Consider the following 22,688-nt stretch of genomic DNA (forward strand, 5'->3'; position numbering starts at 1 on the left):
GACAATCATACCTATGGAAATCATCGGAATCGGAACCGACATCATCGAGTGCCTGCGAATCGCCCAAATGATCGAACGTCATGGCGAGATGTTCATCAATCGGGTCTACACTCAGCACGAAATCGAATACTGCAGCGAGCGCAAAGCGGCGACCCAGCACTATGCTGGTCGCTGGGCCGCGAAGGAAGCTGTGCTCAAAGCCATCGGCACTGGCTGGATCAAAGGGATCACCTGGCGCGACGTCGAGGTTGCCAATCAGTTCGGCGGCAAGCCAATTATTCATCTTTACGGTGGCGCGTTGGATTCCGCAAAACGACGCGGGATTGAAGAAGTTCAAATCAGCATCAGCCATTGCCGCACGCATGCCGTCGCCTATGCCTTGGCCGTGGGTGACACCTCTCAGCTGAAAAATCCACGCCCCTAAACTTCATCGAGAAATTTGGTAGAACCTGTTGCATGCAACTGAACACCTGTATACACTTCAGGCGTTCTAGGACAGAAGCTTGTTCTATCCCAATCACTCTGAAGTTAGGGACAATTGTCATGAGTCTCAGCCAATTACTTTTTGCAGACTTGGAGCACGAGTTTGCTGGTACCCGGAAAACACTCGAACGCGTGCCGGACGACAAATGGGACTGGAAGATTCACGAAAAGTCTCTGACGATCGGCTCGTTGGCGACGCACCTGGGTCGGATTCCCAGCTGGACGATGTTCACCTTCGACCGGGAATCGCTCGACTTGAACCCTGCCGATGGGCCTAACTTCAATCCTCCCACTCCTTCAAATTGCGCGGAGAACCTGAAGATATTCGACGAGAATGTCGCCCAGGCAGTGGCCACCCTTCAGACAGTCGATGATGCCACGCTCGATCAACCCTGGACGCTACTCAGCGGCGGCGAGACGATTTTCACCATCCCGAAACGCATGGTGATTCGTACGTGGGTGATCAACCATCTTATTCATCATCGGGCGATTCTGACGGTGTACTTCCGCATGAACGACATACCGGTTCCCGCTTTGTACGGACCTTCGGGCGACGAACAGTTCTGATCAACGCACATGACTTGCCGGCGGTCAGGCGGCCTTCGTCCTCTGTGACGCCTGATTGCCGCTTTTAGAGTCGTTTCTGGAAACGCATCACACTTCCCGAAATAACCGCCAGGCCGCAAAGGGTTAACCCCAGTACGGACGGTATCAAGTCCCAAAAGTCAGCGGCTCGAAGAACAATACCACGAAGAATTTCGATGAAGTAAGTCACCGGGATCGCAAACGTGATCACATAAATGGGCAGAGGCATTTCACTTCGCGGGAACATAAACCCGGACAACAATACCGAAGGCAGCATAATGATGAATGCAAATTGAACAGCTTCTAGCTGCGTGGTCGCCACCGTTGAGACAAACAAACCCAGGCCCAACGAGCAAACCATGAACAACATGGACAGCACAAGCAAAAGAGGAATGCTGCCGTTCACGGGTACGCCAAACGCGTAGATCATCACCGACAATACGATCAGTAATTCGACAAAGCCAATCATGGCATAGGGAAACAGCTTCCCCAGCAGCAGTCCCATACGACCAACTGGCGTCACGAAGAGTTGTTCGAGAGTGCCCTGCTCGCGTTCTCGTACGATCGCGAAAGAGGTCAGAAACAACGTGACCAGCTGTAAAATAATGCCAATCAATCCCGGCACAAAGAAGTGTGCGCTGTCGAGGTCGGGGTTATAGAGAAGCCTTGTACGAGTATCGATGGGAAGTGCAATCTTCCCGTTTTCATCGCGGGCAGGGGCAACCTTGAGAGACTCGGCGACGTTCTTAGCTCTTCCCATTGAAAGATTCAGCCCCAACAGTTGGGCCGTGCTTTGAGCCGTCGTGGCAACTTGTGAATCGCTTCCATCGATCAGCACTTGAAGTTGAACTTGCTCCCCTCGCAGCAGTTGATCTGAAAAATTGGGAGGAATCTTTAACCCAACCTTCGCCCGGCCAGACGTAAGTGCGCGATGAAAAGACTCGGCATCGTAGACACGCTCCTCAAGTTGAAACTTTCTTGTATTGAGGAATGCCGTAACGACCTCTCGCGCTTGCTGCCGACCGTCCAGGTCCAATACCACCATCGGGATGTTTTCGATTTCGGTGTCTATGGCGTACCCAAAGATAATGGTCTGCATCACCGGAACCACCAACATGAAGAACAGAGTGATCGGTTGGCGGCGGATATGGAAGAACTCCTTCATCAAGATCGCCCAGAGTCCAAACAGAGTCTTCCCCGGCTTTCTTTTGGCAACCGACTTTGCCCCAGATAACGAGCCAACACTGGCTCCTACCGATCCAGCCGGCAGATTTTCTTCGATCTCCTCCTGGAGCTCATCTGCTCCCTCTTTTTCCGCGTTCGCCGTTAGCGTAACGAAAACATCTTCCAACGAAGGAGTAATCGGGCGAAATTCGACCTCATGATCCGTCAGCCCGAGATGCTCTTTCACCTTTTCAGGGGAAACGGTTTCGTCGATCAAGACATGCAATGTCTCGCCAAACAGCGTTGCATCACGAACACCCTCTTGCTGACGCAACTTAGAGAGTTGTTCAGTCGCGCGGGGCACACGCATCTCGTATCGCCTTGTTCCGTCAGGCGTGATCTGCGGCAGCGACTTCAACTCGGCAGGCTTTCCCAAAACCAGCAAGCGAGAAAGATAGAGATATCCAACGTCCGTACAACGTTCCGCTTCGTCCATGTAGTGCGTCGTTACTACCAGGGTGACGCCGCGACCGGAAAGTTCAAAAAGCAAATCCCACAAGTGCCGCCGGGCGACCGGATCAATACCAGCAGTCGGTTCGTCCAGGAACAAGAGATCGGGCTCGTGAATCAGCGAACATGCCAACGCCAAACGTTGCTTCCAGCCGCCCGAAAGTGTTCCGGCAAGCTGATTCACAAAGTCGTTGATGCCGGTCAATTCCATGACCGCTTTCTTCCGCTGTTCCAGCCGCTCGGAAGTCAGCCCATAAATGCGGCCGTAGAACTCCAGGTTTTCTCGTACCGTCAGATCAGCATACAGGCTGAAGTGCTGGGACATGTACCCAACTCGCGGCTTGATGCTTTCCGAATCGATGTAGGCATCTTTTCCCAGTACTATCGCACCGCCTTCGCTAGGCGGCAAGATCCCGAGCAGCATTCGAATAATGGTCGACTTGCCACTTCCATTCGGACCCAGCAGTCCAAAGATCGCTCCACGTTTGACCGCAAAACTGACATTCCGTACCGCGACAAAATCGCCGAATCTTCGCGTAAGCTCTTGAACATCGATGACCACATCTTTGTCGTTCATGGAGCGTCCCCAACCGGATCGAGCGACACATTGACCGTCATCCCTGGGCGAAGACGCCCAACTTGCTCATTTAGCTCGACTTTCGTGCGAAACACTAACTTCGATCGATCTTCCAACGTTTGTACATTACTGGGAGTAAACTCTGCCTGGCGGGCAACAAAGACAACCTCTCCGATGTACTCCTCATCAGGCAAACCATCGACCGTCACTCGCAGCTTTTCACCAACATCGATTGCGTGCCGATTTTGGGGAACATAGCACCGCACCCACAGGTTCTCTTGATCGAGCACCGAAAGTACCGGTGCACTGGCCGCAACGAGGTCACCCGGCTGTAGATCGAGTGATTCAACAAATCCATCGACTGAGCTGGTGATCTGCAATTCCTTCTTCTGCTCGCGTATCACTTCCACCGATGCCTGGGCCGCATCGCGTGCAGCCTTGGCAGCGGCGATGTCTTCCGCGCGAGATCCATTCTTCACCAAATCCCACGCCGCTTTCGCCTCGGCCAATTGCCCTTCCGCTTCACGAATTTCTTCTTCCCGTGTCCCGGCCTCGAGCAGGTCGAGCTCTTGCCTGCGAACGGCAACCTCGGCATTGGCGGCATCAAGTTCCTTACTGGCCGAGTCAAACTCTTCACGCGAGATCGTATTCTTCTCGAACAGTTCGTTACGGCGTTTGTAATTCTGTTTCGCGAGAACTAGGGCCGCCTCTGCGACTTCGACCCGTCCGTTAGCCGCTTTGATCTCTTGCTCGCGTGGCCCGGCTTTTAGCTTGTCAAGATATGCCTGAGCTTGCAGCGACCGCGCTTCGGCCTGGGCAATTTCTTCGGCGCGAAACCCGGCTTTCAGACGCTGATAGTCGGCTTCTCGCTGGACCAGAACTTCGACCGCTTCCTGCTCTCGCTGCAGAAGATCAAACGGCTCGAGCTCAACGAGCAATTGCCCTTTAGCAACGGATTGCCCCTCTTTCACAAACACTGATTTCACGCGGCCGCCGACGCGAGAACCAATCCTAATTTCATCCGCCTCAAGGAAACCTGAGACAATATTCGGTTCAGGCACAAACTTGCTGTAAGCGACCAGCCCGCCCAGAACGACAATCACCAGACCAATCACAAGGAAGCGGTATATCATCAATGCCCATCTTATGTGCGTAGGAAGTTAACTCATGCAGAACACCAGGCGATACCTACCATTCTACCGAGTCCCACGCGCCGGTCACGCAGGCACAGAACTAACCCTAGGGAGAGATCTTGTTTTCGCTTCCTCCGATCACGATCATGGGCTGCCAATTCTCCTTACTTGCGGTCCCGTGCTGTAGCATATTGCCCGAAACCTGGCAATTCTCTAGATCTTTCAACAGGAGACCCGCATGGTCGCTATCGAGCACCGTACAGCCAGTCACGTGAAATCGCCGGCAAGCATCTAGCATGATTCCTGCTTGAGTACGAAGCGTCTCGTGAACATGCAGGCCGGTGATTGTCCCCCTATCGCAGTTGCGAAACAGCACCGCATTATCGCAAGTATCTACATCCCGGTAGGGTGGATTTCGAGCCAAGACATTCGGTCCCACCACCACGTTCATACTGTCTTCGACACGAAGATTGAATTTGTACCCACTGGAAATCGTATTACCAATGATGATCACATCGCGGGCTTTCTGAATATCGATGTTTGACTCGACGTCGCTCAAAATATTGTTGGCAATGGTCACCAGTCCCCAGCAAGGCTCTCCCTCGGGGTTGGCTCCTATAAACCGAACGTTCGCTGAATCGGGTCCTCCGGAATGCTGAATCGTACAGCCTGTAATCGCAACTTCGGCCGTCCCATACTTGGAACCATTACTGTCGATCAAAACATTCTGAACGTTCGCTTCGATGTCACAGCCGCTGATGTGGACATTGCGGACATTGCCCCCTTTCGAGACAAAACCGCCACCGTCGTTATAGCTGATGTGACATGCCGAAAGGTTGATCTGATGCAGATCAACATTATCGAGAAACACACCGATGCCGTGGTTCTCATATAGGTGGCAGTCGGAAAGAATAACATTGCGGTTGCGTTCAGTCAGGCGAATCGCATGACGGGTATGGCGAATGACGACGCGGGAAATTGTCAGCTGCATGGTCCGCACGGCTTCAATACCGTCGGCTTCGTCGTGCGTGCCAATGATCTCGATTCCATCGACCATCGGTGTGCGTTCTTTTTGCCATACGTTCGGCTTGACGGTTTTCGGGGATGCCGTCCCTTGATGCGTTCCCACGAATCGAATGGCTGGCCCTGCCCCAGTCATCATGATGCGGGCGGTTCCATCCCCAACGATCGACGTGACGCCGACTTTATCGAGGTCCACGATCAGCGGTCTAGTAATCTTGTACGTTCCTCGCGGCAGACGCACCGCAGTTGAGCCGGCGTTGATCGTATTTTGAATGGCGTCGGTATCATCGTTCACACCATCGCCAACCGCTTTAAATGTTCGGACCGTCGCATTGACGTCGACAGAGGTCGCTGAAATGGGCTCAGGATCATCCGCTTTGATGGAACAAACACCAATGGTGACCACGGCCAAAAACGCGAGAAGTTGCCCCACGAAATGCTCTAAAAAAGCCTTGCAGAGCATTCGATTGTCACTCTTCTTATCCATCGGAAAACTGGCAAGTGCCATTACTTTACCCCTCTTATGAACGGTTATTGCTTGCGTTTTGGGACGGCGTTTCTGCAAAAACATACCACGAGACATCATATTTCCGACTTTTTTGTTCTGCAAACGCTTTCAGAGCCAAAAGAATGTTTGCGTCAGCGTGCGTGAAGTGGCATATTGACTTCGCACCCCTCCTTCCGACATTTCGGTATCCTCGACCGGAGATCAGACTATGCGACTTCGTGGTTGCGTTGCCATTGCGTTGTTCATCTTCTTGATGTTTCCACTTTCTCTTCAAGCGGAACTGCGAGTAGGCGCGGCTTCGATCGACATCACGCCTCAGTCTTTTCCCGTCTTAATCAATGGAGGCTTCTATTCCCGCCAAGGGGAACCGAAGAACATTCATGCCCGGGCGATTGTTGCGGATGACGGCGAAACTCGGATTGCCATCGTCGTAACCGATAGCTGCATGCTTCCCAAGGACTTGGTCGATAGCGCCAAGCAACTCGCATCACAAAGGGCAAAGATCCGTCCCGATCACATGCTCATTTCAGCGACTCATACCCATACGGCACCATCCTCGATGGGGGCCCTGGGCACGGACGCAGATCCGACCTACGTGCCGTACCTGCGTATCAAGTTGGCGGAAGCCATTCTCGAAGCCGAAAAGAACCTGCAACCCGCACAGATTGGCTGGGGCACTACCGATGCCAATGAGTTTACTGCCCTCCGCAGATGGATTCTGCGTCCTGGCCAGGAACGCGAAGACCCCTTTGGCGAAAAGACCGTCCGTGCCAGCATGCACACGGCCAAAAACAATCTCGAAAACGTCACCGGCGAGTCCGGCCCGGAAGACCCATTGCTGTCTGTCATTTCATTTCAAACACTTGAAGGGGAACCCATCGCCTTACTGGCGAATTTCTCGATGCACTACTTCAGTGGCGGAGGGGCAGCCGACTACTTTGGTGCATACTGCGAAAAGCTCGAAGAAGCATTGGGAAAGAAAGACAAGGGCCAAACCAAGTTCGTCGCCGTGATGTCCCACGGCTGTAGCGGCGACATCTGGCGCGTTGATTATCGCAACGGCACAGACCAAACCTTCGATGGCTTCGTCGATGGGATGGTTGCGAAAACGCATCAGGCACTAGATGGCATTGAATACCAACGCGATACGCCAATTGCGATGGCCGAAACTCGCATGCGTTTGAACTACCGGGTGCCTGGTGCCGAACGACTAGAGTGGGCCCAAGGCGTTGTTGCCGAGATGGGCGATCGCGGCCCCAAGACACCAGCGGAAGTCTACGCCCGCGAACAGATTATTCTCGACGAACGTCAATCGACCGAGATCGTCCTGCAAGCTCTACGAATCGGCTCAATAGCGATCGCAACCACGCCCAATGAAACTTACGCATTGACCGGGCTCAAACTGAAACGCCGTAGCCCACTGCCACAGACCATGGTGATCGAGTTGGCCAACGGTGGGGATGGCTATATCCCACCTCCCGAACAGCATGTCCTGGGTGGCTACAACACCTGGGCAGCTCGATCCGCTGGCTTGGAGACAACCGCGGAACCCAAGATCGTTGAAGAAGACCTGAAGCTACTGGAAAAGGTTGCCGGCAAACCCCGCCGCGAGTCGCTTCCCCCGGATAGCAAGATGGCAGCCACGATCCAGAAGCTAAAGCCAACTCGCTACTTTCCACTACACGATATGGAAGGACCAAGTGCCCGTGATTTCTCTTTTCAGGCGAAACCCGCAGCAATCGAAGATGGTGTCGTCTTCTTTCTGGAAGGTGCCGATGGACCGGCTCTTGCAACCGCGACTGAACTGAATCGAGCCGCACATTTTGCCAACGGTCGAATCGTTGCTGATGTTCCCAATCTTGGCGAAACATACACTATCAGCCAGTGGATCTGGAATGGCCACGACCTGAAGGCCCGCCCTATCGCCGGCTGGTTCCTCTCCCATGGTGTAACGCTTGGCATAGCTGGCCAGGGAGACCACGCCGGTAAGCTAGTTCTGGAAACCTCGGATATCAAACTTGCCTATGGCAAGACGCCGATCCAACGTTGGACCTGGGCAAACGTTGTCCTGGTCCGCAAAGGGAAAGACGTCGGTGTCTATCTGAATGGACAGCTTGAAATTGAGGCCCAAGCCGACTCCATCGCTACGACCGATCATGTTTACATCGGGGGACATGCAAACAACACCAATAACTGGGAAGGCCGCCTCGACGAAGTCGCGATTTTCGATCGCGCTCTGACGATCGCAGAAATCGAATCCCTTGCGGATGACGGCCGAGCCAAACCCAGCGACACGGCCGCCGCGCTTAGCGAAGAGGACAAGACCAAAGGAGGACGCCATTGGGTCGATGAAGCGACTCCGCCCCCCAAGTCGGCCGCCGAGCAACTCACAACCTTCCAAGTCGAACCTGGCTTCCGCCTGGAGTTGGTTGCCACCGAACCTCTCGTGAAAGATCCTGTGGCAATTGCCTTCGACGCGAAGGGACGAATGTTCGTAGCGGAATATGGAGACTACCCCATCGGCCCGTCCGAAGAAGGAACAGCCCCGCTGTCGAGGATCGTCCTTCTCGAGGATACCGACAATAACGGGCAGATGGACAAACGGACCGTTTTTGCCGACAAGCTCAACTTCTGCCACAGCCTGATGCCCCTCAAGGGAGGCATCCTGGCGTGTGCTCAAACAGAGTTGATCCTGTTAAAGGATCAGGATGGCGATAACGTTGCCGACTCTCGGGAAGTGCTCTTCAGCGGCTTCCAACCAGCGCATCCGCAAATGCAAGTCGGCTGTCCACGCTGGGGCTTGGACAATCGCATTTACTTCAACTACGGAGTAGGAAAGATCGTAGGGCCCGGCCAGACGGAACCGACGACGATTGGACGTACCGAGTTCTGGATCGATCCGCTGACCTACGAATTCGGTTCCGCCAGTGGAACCGGACAGTACGGTAACACATTCACAGCCTGGGGTGATCGGCTATTCAGCACCAACCGAAATCCGATCATGGCAACGACAATGTCGACGGAGGAAGCGAACCGGAACCGCTATTCGCCTATTCATCGCGTGCAATACGACGTCGCCCCCTCTGGCGGCGATTCGAAGGTCTTTCCGTTGGTTGCCATGAAAAGTAACTGGCTTTCCCATGCCGGAACGCATACATCGGCATGTGGCACCACCGCGTATGTTGGTAATGGTTTAGGACCGGCAATGGAAAACAGTGTCCTGGCTTGCGAGCCAATCGGGCACTTGGTTACCAGAGCGATCGTGACCCGCGACGGTGCCAGGCTAACATCGCAGCGTGCCCGAGAAGACGCGGACTTTATCGCCTCGACTGATACCTGGTTCCGCCCGGCAAGCTTGGCCAACGGACCAGATGGCATGCTTTACCTGGCGGACATGTACCGACTTTGGGTCGAGCATCCCAAGTTTCTTCCGCCTGAAATCGCCGCTCAACTCGACTGGCGAGCAGGTGAAGATCGAGGGCGAATCTGGCGAGTCGTACCAGAAAAGCCGACGACTCCGTCCCACTATGTACTGCCGAAAACCACGGATGACCTCGTCGCGATGCTGGAAGATGCAAACGGTTGGCGGCGGATAACTGCACAACAGCTTCTGGTCGAAGGGCAGAACACCGATGCAACGGATGCCTTGATCGCATTGGCCACAACGTCAAACTCCCCGCTCGGTCGAGTCCACGCCCTGTGGACCTTAGAAGGGCTCAATCAACTGAATGATGAAACCATCAATAAGACTCTTCGGGATGATCACAGCGAAGTCCGAGCCGCTGCGATTCGTCTTGCAGCCCGCCATTGGCACGATAGCCCAGCAACATTGCCAAGCGTCCTCGCGATGGCAGTAGACACCTCTCCTTGGGTTCGCTTCCAGCTTGCTCTTTCGATGGGATCAACGGACGCCATCCAGAAGGCCACCGTACTCTCCACGTTAGTCTCGAGCGATGGCGACGACCCTACGTTTTCCGACGCGATCGTCGCTGCCTCGCAAGACTGTGCCGCAACGGTTCTTGTCAAAAGCGATAATGGCGACATGAATGATCTGACCTACCGCCTGGCCAAAGTAGTGGGGGCCAAGTCCAACGAAGGTGACCTAAAAGTAATCTTCAGCATGGCCTTAGAGCAAAAGGATTCAAGCCAGCAGCTCGCACTTTTCCGAGGACTAGCCGATGGGATCGCCCAAGTAAAGAAATTCGATGCTTTAGTCTCCGGCATCCCCAACGGCAAGCAGCAGCTAACCCAATTGCTTCTCACACTGGCTGAAGCGGAAAACGAATCGCCCTCAAACCGTAGCGATGCCATTGCCCTTCTTCGCCTGGCATCACTCACCGAGGATGACTTCTTTGCCAATCTCTGTTCCCCTCGCGAGCCGTCTCTGGTGCAACAAGCCGCCGTTACGGCGATTGCCGGCTCGTTGAACGACCATCGTGAAGAACTACTGAATAGCCTCTGGCCTGAACTCGAGCCATCGGTCCGACAAACAGCACTCGCGCTTTTGTTGAAGTCGACGCGGGGAATCGAATTCATCTTGAACGGTCTTCAGGAAGGATCCCTGAGCAGTGCTGCGTTGAGCCTCGATCAACAGACACAACTGCGTCAACACCGCGACGAATCGATTCGCAAGCGTGTCGAGCAACTACTTGGTCGCGGGGCCAGTGCCGATCGAGTCGCCGTACTCAAACAGTATGCGCCGGCAACGCAAACGATTGGCAGCCCTTTGGTAGGCCGCGAAGTGTTCTTGAAGCAATGTGCCAAGTGCCATGTGCCAGACGAGGCCGGACAGCCAAGCGTTGGTCCGGACCTGGCCGATTCATCGAATCGACCGCGGGAAGCTATCTTGTTCGACATCCTCAACCCGAGTGGCAAGGTGGAACCCAAATACGCCGCCAGCCAAATTCTGACGGTCAATGGTCAAACCTATAGCGGGATCGTCTCCCACCAATCGCCGCAATCGATTGTCTTGCAAATGGCCGATGGCAAGACGCAAGAGGTGGCACGAAGTGAGATTGAACTGTTTCATACGAGCGATCGCTCGCTCATGCCGGATGGCTTGGAAAAGGAGATTCCCCCGGAACAAATGGCCAATTTGCTCGAGTTCTTGAAATCTCCTTTGCCAAAGAAGTAACGACTAATCCCAGTGAACAATCACCTTCAAGCTGTCGGAATCAGCGGCCCGCGCAATGGCTGCCTGAATTTCATCGCTACCGAATCGCTCGGTGTCGTTGGTCATCAGGTCGATCTTCGGTAGCCGTCCTTCCGAGAGAAACTGATGGGCCAGCCGAATCCCCCGCATACTGGAACCATGTGTCGCCTGATAACACTGCAAACGGTAGTGGATGTCGTTATTCAAGTCGACTTCATGGGCTAGACGCGGCTTGCCACTAGCCCCCTTAACACCTGCGTGGGCATCCATCACCGTGCCATAGCCCATCAGTTTTGGGGCCAGTTCATACGCCGCTGCAACCGGTGCATTCACCATGACGAAGTGCGGCTCGTTGAACGGCTGACATTCCTTGTAGACGTTTTCGACGACGTTCTCATCCCAGCGAACACCAACGACTTTATCATCGCCGAAATCTCGCAGGACACGTTCGAGCCGTTCCAGCCCTCGGTTGATCACAATGATCTTACGTGCATTCATGGCCTGGGCACACTGCAGAGCATACGTGCTCTGCGATCCAGCTCCAATCAAAACCACGATCCGATTCTCGATGCAGTGATTGACGCGTGTCATCCCTTCCAAGCAACATGCCAGCGGCTCTAGCTGGCAAGCATGCGAAGGGTTGAAGCCTTTCGGAAATTTTACGATCGGGCCATATTTGACGAACCAATCAGGCAAGATCGCATGCGATCGGGCAAAGCCGTCAAACTCGTGGCCGGTCGCCCAGGTATTAGGGCAACTGGTCCAATCACCGGTTCCATTTTCCCCACAATAAATGCATCCAACATCGCCACAAGGGATATCACAGCCCAGGCCAACCAGATCACCTGGTTCAAACTGGGTTACCCCTGGACCGACCTCATCGACGTAGCAAGCGGCTTCATGAAGCAGAATCGCAGGCCACTTCTTAATCCGAGGCAGGCCCTGCTTGTAGATCACCACGTCGGACTGGCAAACCGAAGTCGTAACGGTACGCAGGCGAATTTCGCCGGGACCCGGGGTAGCGATCTCTTGCGAACTCGCGGTGAACGTTCCGCCTGGTTGATCGAGATAATGAATCTGTGCATTCATGTGATTTGCGTATTGCTTGGGGCTATTTAGCTTGGGGATGAATGAGAACCTTGGTGAAGAACTCGGACTGCTGATGCATCATTTCCAGCGCCGCAATTCCATCTACCAACGGGATACGATGCGTGACCAGAGGCTTCAAATTGAGGATGCCACTACTCATCGCGGCGAGAACGGTTCGCCAGTCGTCGTCGTCGCTGAAGACACTAAAATCGGAGTTCCAGACCCCCAGCATGTCGATCTCGCGACGCATCGCCTGAGAAATCAGAGCCGCCGGCAAGGTGACGTCCGCCGCGGGATTCCCGAGCAACACCACACGGCCAGATCGGCGAACGACTTCAATCGCCGCTAACATGGTCGGCGGCACGCCGGCCGCTTCGATGGCCACGTGAACGCCATGGCCATCGGTATGCTGCTTGACGACATCACTCACGCTGCAGGTCCGGCTATCGAACGTATTCTCAAAGCCAAGCTGCCTGGCAATATCGAGTTTTTCAGGTTGGATATCGAACAGCAGGATAGGTCCTGCCCCGGAAGCCTTCAGCCACTGAGCCACCATTAAACCGATCGGACCAAGCCCGAATACGGCGACGGAATCGCCTAGGCGCACGTTGGCCCGTCGAACCGCATGCAGCGCCACGGCGGCAGGTTCGGTCATCGCTGCTTCTTCGAGCGAAACGTTATCCGGTACTCGAATCAGATTTCGTTCCGGCGCGATCACGAATTCCGCGAAACCGCCATCGCTCCGCGAGCCAAGGTAGTCGTAACCGTCTGACTGGGCATACTTCCCTTGCTCGCAAGCGGCATGATCATCTCGCCACAGCAAAGGAAATACCGCCACGCGGTCCCCTGGCTTGAAGTTCTGTACGCCAACGCCACATGCTTCGACCGTGCCGGCAAACTCGTGGCCACAAATCGTGGGAAAGTGATACGTACCCTTCGAGAAACATCGCGGAATATCGGAACCACAAACACCACAGAAACCAATACGCACCTGAACTTTGCCGGGCTCCACTTCGGGAACGGGGACTTGCTCGTACCGCAAGTCGCCGACGGCGTGCAGGACGATGGCTTCCATCTTCTTGTCTTCAGTTGAACTCATGGCAATTCACAAATAGGGGAGAATATCTTGGGAGTCGTGTGAGTAAACTACCGGCAACAACTTTACATTGCCGCGAGTTCTGGATTCTTTCGAGCGGCCAATCCCACCTCGATCGCGTCAAGCATCCTCCGCTTGTTCTCAAGCATGGACCCCGATTTGTGGAAGATACTGCTGGTGCCTGCCACAAGATTCGTGGCACCAGCGGCGACCATCCCCGGGATGTTCTCGAAACTGACGTTACCATCGACTTGGATCGGTAAGTCAAAACCACGAGCCACCAGCAGTTCGTGACAATCGGCAATCTTTCGCAGCGAAGCAGGCGTCATCTTTTGACCGGCATAGCCTGGGTTCACGGTCATCACCAGCACGTAGTCAATCCGCTCCAGTACGTAATCAATCGCCGATAACGGCGTGCCTGGATTGATCGCCACGCCGGCCTTGATCCCTAGATCGCGGATGTGCGACAGGGTTCGGTCCAAATGGAGGGCCGATTCTAAATGAACCGAGATCTGACTGACTCGCAAGTTGGCCAGTTGCTGGACAAAGAAGTCGTTATTCGCAACCATCAAGTGCACGTCTAGTGGCAACTGCGTGGCATCTTGCAGACGTTCAAGCACCGCCAGCCCCATGGGCATGTTGGGGACGAAATGCCCGTCCATAATATCCATGTGCAGCATATCGACGCCGAGTCCTTCTACTTGTCGAAGTGCTGACTCGAAATTAAGGGCATCGACGCACATCATCGAAGGTGCGATCTCGACTCGGTTTTTCGCGGGAGCTTGTTCCGCTTCCTCATGTCTCCCCCGAATTACTGACGCCGCTTCCGTTTCACCCAGAAACGCTTCCTTTAGATAGCGAAGCGAATTACGCAGTTGATCGGCCAACTGATGATCGCTGTAGTCACGCCCCAGTTTCGGCCCGCCGATTTCGAGGTAGCCGGTCATTTCCTGAACAGGCAGCTTGTCGGCGTTCTTATTTAGCAGTTCTCGAAAGTGGGGAACATTGACGATTCCCTTTTCTCGCTCAGCCGGTCCAAACCCAAACGTTGAATTGAATCGCGAGTCGGTATTCTTTAAGTGGACCTCGTAGAGCCAGGGATAGGTGGCTTCAAAAAGCTGGATGTGATCGTAGCCGACCTGATCTTGCTGATCGATATAACCATGGGCAATATCGGCGCAATAGCCTATGGCAGAGGTCGAGTTGGCATTCTGACGATGATACTCCGTCAGTTCGTGCCCCATGTCAGCAACTTCTGCTGGCAAGGTAGGCGGTTCGGCCAAGCACGACATCGGCTCAATCGTTAGCCATGAAACGCCTTTCTCGTGTGCCAGGTGCATCAGTTCCTTCATGTGACGGACATAGCAGTTCACGCCGTTGGCCTTTGTTCCCATCTGATCGCGCAGAACGGCTCCAGGGTTGGAGCCCACCGACGTCGCCCCCAACAGAGCACCTACTTCGATCAGGCGTTCGAAGTTCCGCCTGGCCACTTGCTCGAAACCGTCCTCGGTACGGAAGAAGCCCCCCAGTTCACGATGGGCCGTAAACATGCTGGCGATGCGAATCCCGTGGTCTTCCGCTTCCCGACGAAGATTGACAAAGAACTCATCCGGCAATTGATACAGTTCAAACCAGGTCCCCAGTTGAACCAGCTGAATGCCTTCCTCAGCCAGCAACCGAAAAAGCCAGGGAAAGGAATACCGATACTCGATTGGATCGGTCTTAACACCAAGATTCAGCTTGAGGGGCATGACGGGGCGTTCCGGAATATACGCATACAAGGAAAACGAAGCCATTTGATTAATCGCCCGTATCGTACGAAATGATCATAATCAATCAACTACGAGCACTTGCAGTCTGCTGCTATTTCTCGCATATTTTACTATATTCAATTATTCCATGAAGCCGTCGACTCAAATTCAATCAACAACGATAAATCATTTTGATCACTATTGATCACTTCTGATCAGACACGATCTCCCATGAAACCAACCCGCCAAGAGCAGATTTTGCGACTTCTGTCCGAATCAGGTCAGTTGCATGTCGAGGAAGCAGTAACCCGCCTGGCGGCAAGTCCTGCGACCATCCGTCGAGACTTCAATCAAATGACCGAAGCCGGACTGGTTGAACGCATTCGCGGCGGGATCAAATTGGTCAATCAAGTCGACCTGCTTCCATTTCGTGCCCGCGAGGTTAAGAACGCGAACGAGAAGCTGGAAATTGCCCGGCGGGCCACCGTGTTCTTAAGCGAGGGAGATGTTGTGTTCGTCGATGGTGGCACCACGACACTTCAGTTGGCCCACAGTCTTCCACCAATCAAGCTTCGTATCATCACCAACTCCTTAACCCTGGCGGCTGCCATCGAACGCCGTATGATGGGACGTGGGCCGTGGGAAGTCTTCCTGACCGGAGGCTATCTCTTTCCCGGAACCGGTCTGCTGGTGGGACCAAGCGCGCAGTATTCAATCGCTCAATATCATGCGAATTGGGCACTTCTTTCGACCGGAGGCATCACCGAGGCCGGCATCTTCAACGACAACGAGCATGTTGTCGAGAGTGAGCGACTCATGATCAAACACGCCGACCGAGTGGCCGTTCTCGCGGACGAGTCCAAGTTCGGGCATCACGCCATGCGGCATATCGCGAACCTGGATCAGCTCGATTACCTGATCACCAATCGGAGAACTGAAGCCTCGCTACCCTTTGAACATCTTCAGGGGAGGAAGCTCAAATTGATCTATACCAGCTAGGCCCTTTCTATTGCGAGTCGCATAGACCAACCTCTCTACGCAATCTACGAATATCGAACCCTCTTCCTCGAAGTTCACGTTGACGCGTGTCAGGGTTTTTCAGTACAACCCCCAAACGAAGGATATTCTGTTACTCGCTGGGAACAACTGCACAACCCCCTCAAATGCAGAAAGTCGGACCGATGTCTCTGGAAACGGTATTCTCGCGTGTCGTTTGCATCAATTTGAATAGCCGCAGTGATCGCTGGGATCGCATCTGCGAGCACCTCGGACAACTCGACTGGCCGTTTCCCCAAGTCGAGAGATTTCGAGCCGTCGACGGCCGGATTTGCCAACCACCTTCCTGGGTGCGTAACCGCTATCGCGAGTGCCCTGGCGCATGGGGTTGCTACCAATCCCACCTTCGAATCCTGGAAGATACGCTACTGGACCAACACGATTCGGTTTTGATCCTGGAAGACGACGCCTTGCTCAATGCGAAATCACTCGAGGGTATGGTTGAATTCCTCAAACACGTTCCCGACGACTGGGATCACCTCTATTTCGGCGGCGAGCACATGAAACCGCCTGCACCGATCAACGCTCACGTTGTCCGAGGAGTCCAGGTTCATCGCACTCATGCCCATGCACTACGAGGCGAGTATCTCCGACAGGCATATGACTATCTAATTTCCTATCCGACCATCGACCAATACCGTCAAAGAAGCGCAAGTCCGTTGGCACGCTTTGCGAAGCGAGTGCTATCTCGCCCTAAAAGCCTCTGGTCGAAGTCCAACGGCGAAAGATCGATTCACGTCGATCATCACTTTGGGGCGATTCACCGCCTGCTTCAGTGGAACGTCTACGCTCCCTCCACCTGGCTCGTTGGCCAGGCAGCCGACCACAGCGACATCATGAACGAAAGCTACAGCGAACGATTTTGGCACGAATGCCAAGCGGCATAGCGATCTGAACCCATCAGACAATAGACGAATACGCATAAGGCAACTTGCTTTCGCTGGTTGTCCGATGTCCCAAGCGTTCCGTAGAAACGTTTAGAGTGTATCGATATCCGCTTTGCTTTTAGCGTGTCTTTAGGGACCGACTTACCTTTGAGTTCGTAGCGTACCGTTTGCTTTCGCCATACGTTCATTCGCTTTCGTCTCCGAATTAGAGAGTGAAAGCGACCAACGAGGACGCTTATTTTGGTTGCACCGTGGTTGCACAGAATCCCGTGCAACCAAGCCCAGCAACGAAAAAACGCCTTACGCTACGATGCGTAAGGCGTTGTCGTAAATCGTTAGGTTTTAAAGCCTTAAAAGCGGAGGCGACAGGACTCGAACCTGCAACCGGCGTAACCGGCGACGGATTTCAAATCCGTGGAAATGACACAAAAACGCCGGGAAAACCAGAGTCAGCCGAAACGACTGGCCCAAAAACTGGCCCAAGCTTGGAGGATTTAGCCAAGATTGTTCAGGCATGGCCCACACTGCCTGATGCGATCAAACGGGCAATGTTGGCCATGGTCGAGAGCTTGCATTCCGAGCACGGGAATTGATGCCATGACAATCACGAGCCACCAATAGCTTCAGCTACTGCCGAGATACCGGTCAGCAACTTCCCCACCGATGAGGCCCCTTCCGTAATTCGGTCGAAGAGTTTGGAGAGCCGAGACTTGTCGGGTTCCGGTTTTTCCAACTCTTGGGTCATCTTGCCCAGCTCATCGCAAACGTCAATCTTGTCTCCCTCCGACAGCTTTTCGTTGTCGACGGCCTCGCGTGCCTGAATGAGAATTTCTTTGACCGTGTCGTCAAGCTGGGACTTTTGCAAGTGGCCTTTAAATGCAGTGATCTCTCGGGCATTGATCGTGCCGGAACCGACAACGCCCCCGATGTTATCGCCACCGACATAATTGGAATTGTTTCCGTTCATGATTACGGTCTTCTCCGTGTGCTTATTGAGGATAATGGTTAACTTTTCCGTTGGAATCGGGAGGCTTCCCTTTTCCGCCTTTGACTTGTACCGATGAAGAACGTCGAGGTGATCTTTCGAGAAGTCATAAAGGTACTCCTTCAGTCCCTTCTTACGATGCTTGGTCTCAGCAGCCTCGACGTCTTTCTTGTAAACCTTCCGCTTGCCTCCCTTCAGCACGGTCACGAGCGCGGTATTCGAGTTCATGTGCTCCTGGACAAGGTAATCCAAGACGTCGTTCTGATAATAGGATTGAGGATCAACCGCTAAGGACATTCGGACGATATCTCTGGGAACAAGCAGCAGGGGAGCGCCGTTATACACAGGTAGTTCCGCGAACTTGCTTTCCCATTGTGAGGTCGAATCGTTCCAAACCTTGCCAGCAGCGACTTTCCTCATCGGGACCCCGAGTGCTTTGCACTGTTGCTGGGTAAATTCAATGAGTTTCCCGCGAACGACATTGATCGTAATGTCGGAAATAGTGTCTGGTCCAAAATTTGGAATCATCAAAACGCAGTCACTAAGGTCTTTCAAGAACCCCGTCTTGGCCGCTTCGCTGGTTTGTAGGCGTCCGTACAAAATCCTGCCTTTCAGTTCCCCTACGCCACGCCCGCGAGGTGGACCGCTGGATTGGCCAAGATGTGTTTCGTTGGGCTCGCCGCAATTTTGAAGTAACATCCGACCGGTCACATGGTTTCCATCGCGAATGTGTCCGATCAAAGTTTGAAAGAAGTCAACGACCAAATTATTGCAGTCGACGTACCAGTCATGATTGTTGATTTTGAAAGCGTAGGGGTCGACGTAGAGTCGAATGTCGGTATCCAATGGGATGTCGACAAAATCCAAATCCTGCTGCGTAAGTCCGATTTTGTAATGCTGTGAAAATAACAATCCCATGGGTAATCCTAGGGCTAGACCATGTTGCGGAAAAGCTGCAGAGGCGTTGTTACGATCGCCCACGTTTCACGGAGGAATTTGCTCGTAACAGACTTCAGGTTGATGAAATAACCAGCCCCACGCATTCGTGGGGCTGGAACTAGATCGCGGCTATCGTGGCCGGTTTGGGCCTCGCCCGTGGTAGTTGTTACGCAGCCGGGGGAGACCGCCGTTGTCTTCGCCTCGTCGACGAAGGTTAATCAGCCGCTTGTTGAGAGCTTTCTGGTCCAGGTGAAGAGCCCCGCTTAGGCGGCTGTTCACTTCACTCAAGAAGCGTTCTGCTACATCATGGTCCGCAACGACCTGATCCGCTGGGACGTCAACCATCACGTAGACCGCGATGATTACGTCATCGACTTCCTTGACTGCCATAAAAAAAATCCGTTTCTCCCCGGGTAGAAGTGATTGACACGCGGCCCGGCAGCGAATAAAACCCAGGGAACATTCGTCGCTTCCTTGCCCAACTTTGAATTCCACGCTAGTCAGCCTTGCGAAACTACTAGTGTGGTGACATCAACCCACCTGGATTGGTGTCAGCATTCGCTACGCAAGAGGCGCGCCAAACCAAAATTATTCTGTAAACACCCTAAATCCTGGATTTTCACTGCTCTTGGGTGTAAGCACCTGCCTATTTGGCAGTAATTGGCTAATCAATTTGGGACAAACTGCGTAATCTTTACCAAGATTGGCAGGTTCACCGAATTGGATGGAATCGACCTCACGCCTGAAAATGGTGATCCAGTTGCGCGAGCGGACGAACTTCTGAAAGAGTTATATTGTCTGGAGCACGAAGACGGACTCAATGAGTTCCCGCAGTTCCGGCCCAAGGACTAATCAGGGTAACAGGATGGACAAGCAGCAACAGGCAGCGATCGACGGGTGGATGAAGTTCCTCAATCCCGATTCCCTGCGAGCGAACTTGATAGCTTGCTCTATGTACTTGGCTGCCTGGGAAATCCTCAAAAACTCAGTGATTGAGCACCTGAAGGGGTTCTACGTCATGGGGTTCGACGAGAAGGGTGACAAGATCAGCCCGGAATACAAGACTCGCGTCCTAGATCGTCACAAGAGCCCTTTTCGCTCCTCATTGCTATGGTTCCAGGAGATGGGAGCCTTAAGTCAGGCGGACCTTGACTTGGCCGACGAATTGAGGGGGCACCGAAACGATATCGGGCACAAGTTGCCACAGTTCCTGTCTGCCGGCTACGAAGTGGATGTCAATCTGTTCATCAAGCTGTTTGAGTTGGTCGCCAAGATCGACCGTTGGTGGTTGATCAACTACGAGCTTGATATTGGCGACATCGACGAGAACGAGATTGAATCGGGCAACATGCTATTCATTCGTCTGATGCTCAGTGTGGTGGCGGGTGATGAGGAAGCCACCAAGATTCACGACGAACTCCAGAAGCAATGGACCGAGAAGACGAGCGGGGCTCCTGGGGCATAGATTTGGACGCGGCGCGCCTCTACGCCGGAACCGCGCACACAGCCGAAAGGGCTGCCGGTTGCGCGGGTTGTGCCGGTTCTGCGGGGTGCTCGATTTGACCCTCCCCACCCGGACAATCGATACAATCCAACCTTGCATCGTTCGTTGCGAGATTGCGCAGGCTTCACGCCGTCCGCAGGACGGAGTAGATCGTCGGTCGCGAGAGGTTGAGGGTTCGAGCGATCGACGAGACCGACTTACCAGCGGCGTGGAGGGTCCTGATTGTGTCCTCATGCTCGCGGACCTTCTGTCCTCTTGCTCCAGTCTGACGGCCTCCAATCTGCTTTCCCTTGGCTTTGGCGGCTTGCTGGCCTGCCAGAACCCGTTCTGCCCTGACTTCGGTCTCGAACTGCGCGACACTGGCCAGCACATTGGCCAGCATGCGCCCGGCAGGGGTGCTTAGATCGACGCCGTCCTTCAGGGAGATCAGAGAGACACCACGCCTGACTAGATCGTCAAACAAGGCCGTCAGCCCCTTTGCTGTGCGTCCTAGTCGATCCAGACGCCAGACGACCACCTTGGAGACTTCGCCCCGTTCTAGGGCTTCCTGAAGCTTCTCCCAGCCGGGGCGTTCCATTGACTTGCCGGTGAACTTGTCCCGATAGATTTTTACCGGTTCTTCCTGAGCTTCGGCCCATCGCTTGAGGTCCGCTTCCTGGGAGCGGGTGTCTTGCTTGTTGGTGCTGACTCGGACGTAGATTGCGACGTACTTCATGGTGCTTGTCTCCTACCTCAAGCATGCTTCACGCCTAGCAGTTGTCAAGTCTAGGCTTTAGCCTAAAGTTTCCACATTCTTGGCAGCCTGGAGCCCCAAAAATAAACGACTTACGACCGGTTCGGTCGCGAATACTCAGAATTGACAGAATCGAGATTCGGGCGTCTGGCAGGCAGGCTCAGGCATCTGGCAGGCGATAGGTCCGATTGTGCCTATTAACGCGGTTGAGTTGGTCGTGCGGGCTGTTCCGATTGTGCTGATTGACGCGGTCGATGGGGTGTAGGGATTGTGGCGACTTTCACAAAGCATACTTGTTTAAACAAGTATTCAACCGCGCGCGGATCGGTGCCGATTTGATTGCCCAGCGAAAGAATCGAGTCGTAGTAAGTGCCCAACCACCACCAAAGATCGAATAAATACTACCGATCAAGTCACCCGTACCCAGGAACCACCAATGGGGCGCAAAAGAATCCCACTCGAAGCCTTCGACCCGACAACGCTCTGGCCTATCCAGGTCTTCGACAGTTTCACCGCACTCGCCGAAGCTGGCCACGTCAGAAAGTCCGTTCACCGCTGCCTCGCAGGGGAAGCTCAACAGCACCACGGGTACGGCTGGAGGCATGCAGACGGCGCGAGCTATACAGATTGGTTCCTTCGCGAGATGACCAGGGAGTTCCCCGAGTGCCACAATGATGACCGTATCAAGGTCGATGAGATGACTACCGAGTTTGCTGAGTGGGTGCGTGGGGAATCGGTGATGTATGGCAAGCACCTGGAAATGCCCAACATTCACCGGTTCCGTGAGATCATTTCTCGGAAATATACGATCTGCGAAGCGATCTTCAGCCAAAAGCCCTGCCCTTACTCCAAGGATGGTGTCTCTACCGTGAGGGGCGATGTCGTTTCGGGACTGGTTTGGCGTGATCCTGGCCAAATCCGCGAGAATATTGCGGCACGAATGAGGGAGCTTTCGCGGAAGATGGCTCGAAGGTAGAGCAATTGCGGCGTACTCGTCCGCGTTGACCAACGCCGCAATGGGGTCGCGCCTGAGTAAATGCGGCACCCGATTAACGCGGACAGGGCCATGGCTGATCGTCCATTTTGGCTGATTTGGCCGATTTCAGTTAGGACTACTACCTCAGAGATAGCCTTATTTTTCCGCCATTAACTCGCAAAACGGGGTCCACCGCGTCGGCCCGCAATAAGGGACGCGCACGCTCTAAATCTAGTAGTAGTTTGTTTTTAAAGTTAGAGAGAGAGAGAGAGAGAGAGCTTAGTTAAAAAAATAGAGAAAGAGAATGATAACGTTAGCGAGTTAGTGAGTTAATCTACAGACTGACACCCTATAGATGAGTTTCTTCATTGTTCTAAATATAAAACTAAACCAAGAAGAACACTAATTGGCTAAACTGCTAACTCTTGTCAAATCGTAAGAGCCTAAGTCGTGACCAAGAAACGACTTGCGTGTCCTGCGTTCGCCATTAGCCTTTTGGGCGACCTCAAGAAGCCCTAACTCCCTGCCCACAAGTGG

The 22,688-nt window shown here is 53.8% G+C and carries 16 protein-coding genes; 7 read left to right on the forward strand and 9 right to left on the reverse strand.

Translation table 11 applies throughout. The features are described 5' to 3' along the window. The first annotated feature begins 13 nt into the window (after nucleotides 1-13). Nucleotides 14-424: a holo-ACP synthase gene (gene acpS, locus C5Y96_RS17660; protein WP_105356038.1), complete on the forward strand. Its 411-nt coding sequence runs from the start codon at nucleotides 14-16 to the stop codon at nucleotides 422-424. Between the two features lie 119 nt (nucleotides 425-543). Then, nucleotides 544-1,050, forward strand: coding sequence for a DinB family protein (locus C5Y96_RS17665; RefSeq protein WP_105356040.1), 507 nt, complete (start codon nucleotides 544-546; stop codon nucleotides 1,048-1,050). A 64-nt stretch (nucleotides 1,051-1,114) separates the two neighbouring features. Here C5Y96_RS17665 and C5Y96_RS17670 read toward each other — a convergent pair whose 3' ends face one another. The 3 genes from C5Y96_RS17670 to C5Y96_RS17680 all read right to left on the reverse strand — a co-directional run bounded on the left by C5Y96_RS17670 (nucleotide 1,115) and on the right by C5Y96_RS17680 (nucleotide 5,983). Further along, complete coding sequence (locus C5Y96_RS17670) at nucleotides 1,115-3,319, reverse strand: ABC transporter permease (RefSeq protein ID WP_105356043.1); 2,205 nt, start codon at nucleotides 3,317-3,319, stop codon at nucleotides 1,115-1,117. Continuing rightward, nucleotides 3,316-4,452, reverse strand: coding sequence for an HlyD family secretion protein (locus C5Y96_RS17675; RefSeq protein WP_105356045.1), 1,137 nt, complete (start codon nucleotides 4,450-4,452; stop codon nucleotides 3,316-3,318). Before C5Y96_RS17675 ends, C5Y96_RS17670 begins: the two co-directional genes overlap by 4 nt. Before the next feature lie 106 nt (nucleotides 4,453-4,558). Further along, nucleotides 4,559-5,983, reverse strand: a complete 1,425-nt coding sequence (locus C5Y96_RS17680; protein ID WP_158261298.1) for a right-handed parallel beta-helix repeat-containing protein — start codon at nucleotides 5,981-5,983, stop codon at nucleotides 4,559-4,561. A gap of 208 nt (nucleotides 5,984-6,191) precedes the next feature. Here C5Y96_RS17680 and C5Y96_RS17685 point away from each other — a divergent pair, with 208 nt between their 5' ends. Then, nucleotides 6,192-11,117 carry a PVC-type heme-binding CxxCH protein gene (locus C5Y96_RS17685; protein ID WP_105356051.1) on the forward strand — a complete coding sequence of 1,642 codons (4,926 nt, stop codon included), beginning with the start codon at nucleotides 6,192-6,194 and terminating at the stop codon, nucleotides 11,115-11,117. A gap of 3 nt (nucleotides 11,118-11,120) precedes the next feature. On the opposite strand, the gene C5Y96_RS17690 is transcribed toward C5Y96_RS17685, so the two are convergent. From C5Y96_RS17690 to rpe, 3 genes are all read right to left on the reverse strand, one after another. After that, the gene (locus C5Y96_RS17690; protein ID WP_105356053.1) at nucleotides 11,121-12,224 is read right to left on the reverse strand and encodes an alcohol dehydrogenase catalytic domain-containing protein; all 1,104 of its coding nucleotides are present in this window, start codon (nucleotides 12,222-12,224) and stop codon (nucleotides 11,121-11,123) included. Nucleotides 12,225-12,246: 22 nt separating this feature from the next. Continuing rightward, the gene (locus C5Y96_RS17695) at nucleotides 12,247-13,323 is read right to left on the reverse strand and encodes a galactitol-1-phosphate 5-dehydrogenase (protein ID WP_105356055.1); all 1,077 of its coding nucleotides are present in this window, start codon (nucleotides 13,321-13,323) and stop codon (nucleotides 12,247-12,249) included. A 62-nt stretch (nucleotides 13,324-13,385) separates the two neighbouring features. Next, nucleotides 13,386-15,116, reverse strand: coding sequence for a ribulose-phosphate 3-epimerase (rpe, locus tag C5Y96_RS17700; RefSeq protein ID WP_105356058.1), 1,731 nt, complete (start codon nucleotides 15,114-15,116; stop codon nucleotides 13,386-13,388). A gap of 186 nt (nucleotides 15,117-15,302) precedes the next feature. Between rpe and C5Y96_RS17705 the strand changes: the two genes are divergently transcribed. Together C5Y96_RS17705 and C5Y96_RS17710 are read left to right on the forward strand one after the other, a co-directional pair. After that, nucleotides 15,303-16,070 carry a DeoR/GlpR family DNA-binding transcription regulator gene (locus tag C5Y96_RS17705; RefSeq protein WP_105356060.1) on the forward strand — a complete coding sequence of 256 codons (768 nt, stop codon included), beginning with the start codon at nucleotides 15,303-15,305 and terminating at the stop codon, nucleotides 16,068-16,070. A gap of 182 nt (nucleotides 16,071-16,252) precedes the next feature. Beyond that, entirely contained in the window at nucleotides 16,253-17,014 is a 762-nt protein-coding gene (locus C5Y96_RS17710; RefSeq protein WP_158261299.1) for a glycosyltransferase family 25 protein, read from the forward strand. Between the two features lie 604 nt (nucleotides 17,015-17,618). Here C5Y96_RS17710 and C5Y96_RS17715 read toward each other — a convergent pair. Then, nucleotides 17,619-18,917: a hypothetical protein gene (locus C5Y96_RS17715; RefSeq protein WP_105356066.1), complete on the reverse strand. Its 1,299-nt coding sequence runs from the start codon at nucleotides 18,915-18,917 to the stop codon at nucleotides 17,619-17,621. A gap of 150 nt (nucleotides 18,918-19,067) precedes the next feature. Next, on the reverse strand, nucleotides 19,068-19,328 hold the full coding sequence (locus tag C5Y96_RS17720; protein WP_105356068.1) for a hypothetical protein: 261 nt from the start codon (nucleotides 19,326-19,328) through the stop codon (nucleotides 19,068-19,070). Between the two features lie 475 nt (nucleotides 19,329-19,803). On the opposite strand from C5Y96_RS17720, the gene C5Y96_RS17730 reads away from it, so the two are divergent. Further along, nucleotides 19,804-20,403 (forward strand): hypothetical protein, encoded by a 600-nt coding sequence (locus C5Y96_RS17730; RefSeq protein ID WP_105356072.1) that lies wholly within the window; start codon nucleotides 19,804-19,806, stop codon nucleotides 20,401-20,403. 163 nt (nucleotides 20,404-20,566) lie between these two features. On the opposite strand, the gene C5Y96_RS17735 is transcribed toward C5Y96_RS17730, so the two are convergent. Beyond that, a complete protein-coding gene (locus C5Y96_RS17735) occupies nucleotides 20,567-21,157 on the reverse strand; it encodes a recombinase family protein (RefSeq protein WP_105356683.1) in 591 nt (196 codons plus the stop codon). Nucleotides 21,158-21,611: 454 nt separating this feature from the next. Between C5Y96_RS17735 and C5Y96_RS17740 the strand changes: the two genes are divergently transcribed. Beyond that, entirely contained in the window at nucleotides 21,612-22,151 is a 540-nt protein-coding gene (locus C5Y96_RS17740) for a hypothetical protein (protein WP_105356074.1), read from the forward strand. The last annotated feature ends 537 nt before the right edge of the window (nucleotides 22,152-22,688 follow it).

This window comes from Blastopirellula marina, assembly GCF_002967715.1.
GTDB classification, from domain to species: domain Bacteria; phylum Planctomycetota; class Planctomycetia; order Pirellulales; family Pirellulaceae; genus Bremerella; species Bremerella marina_B.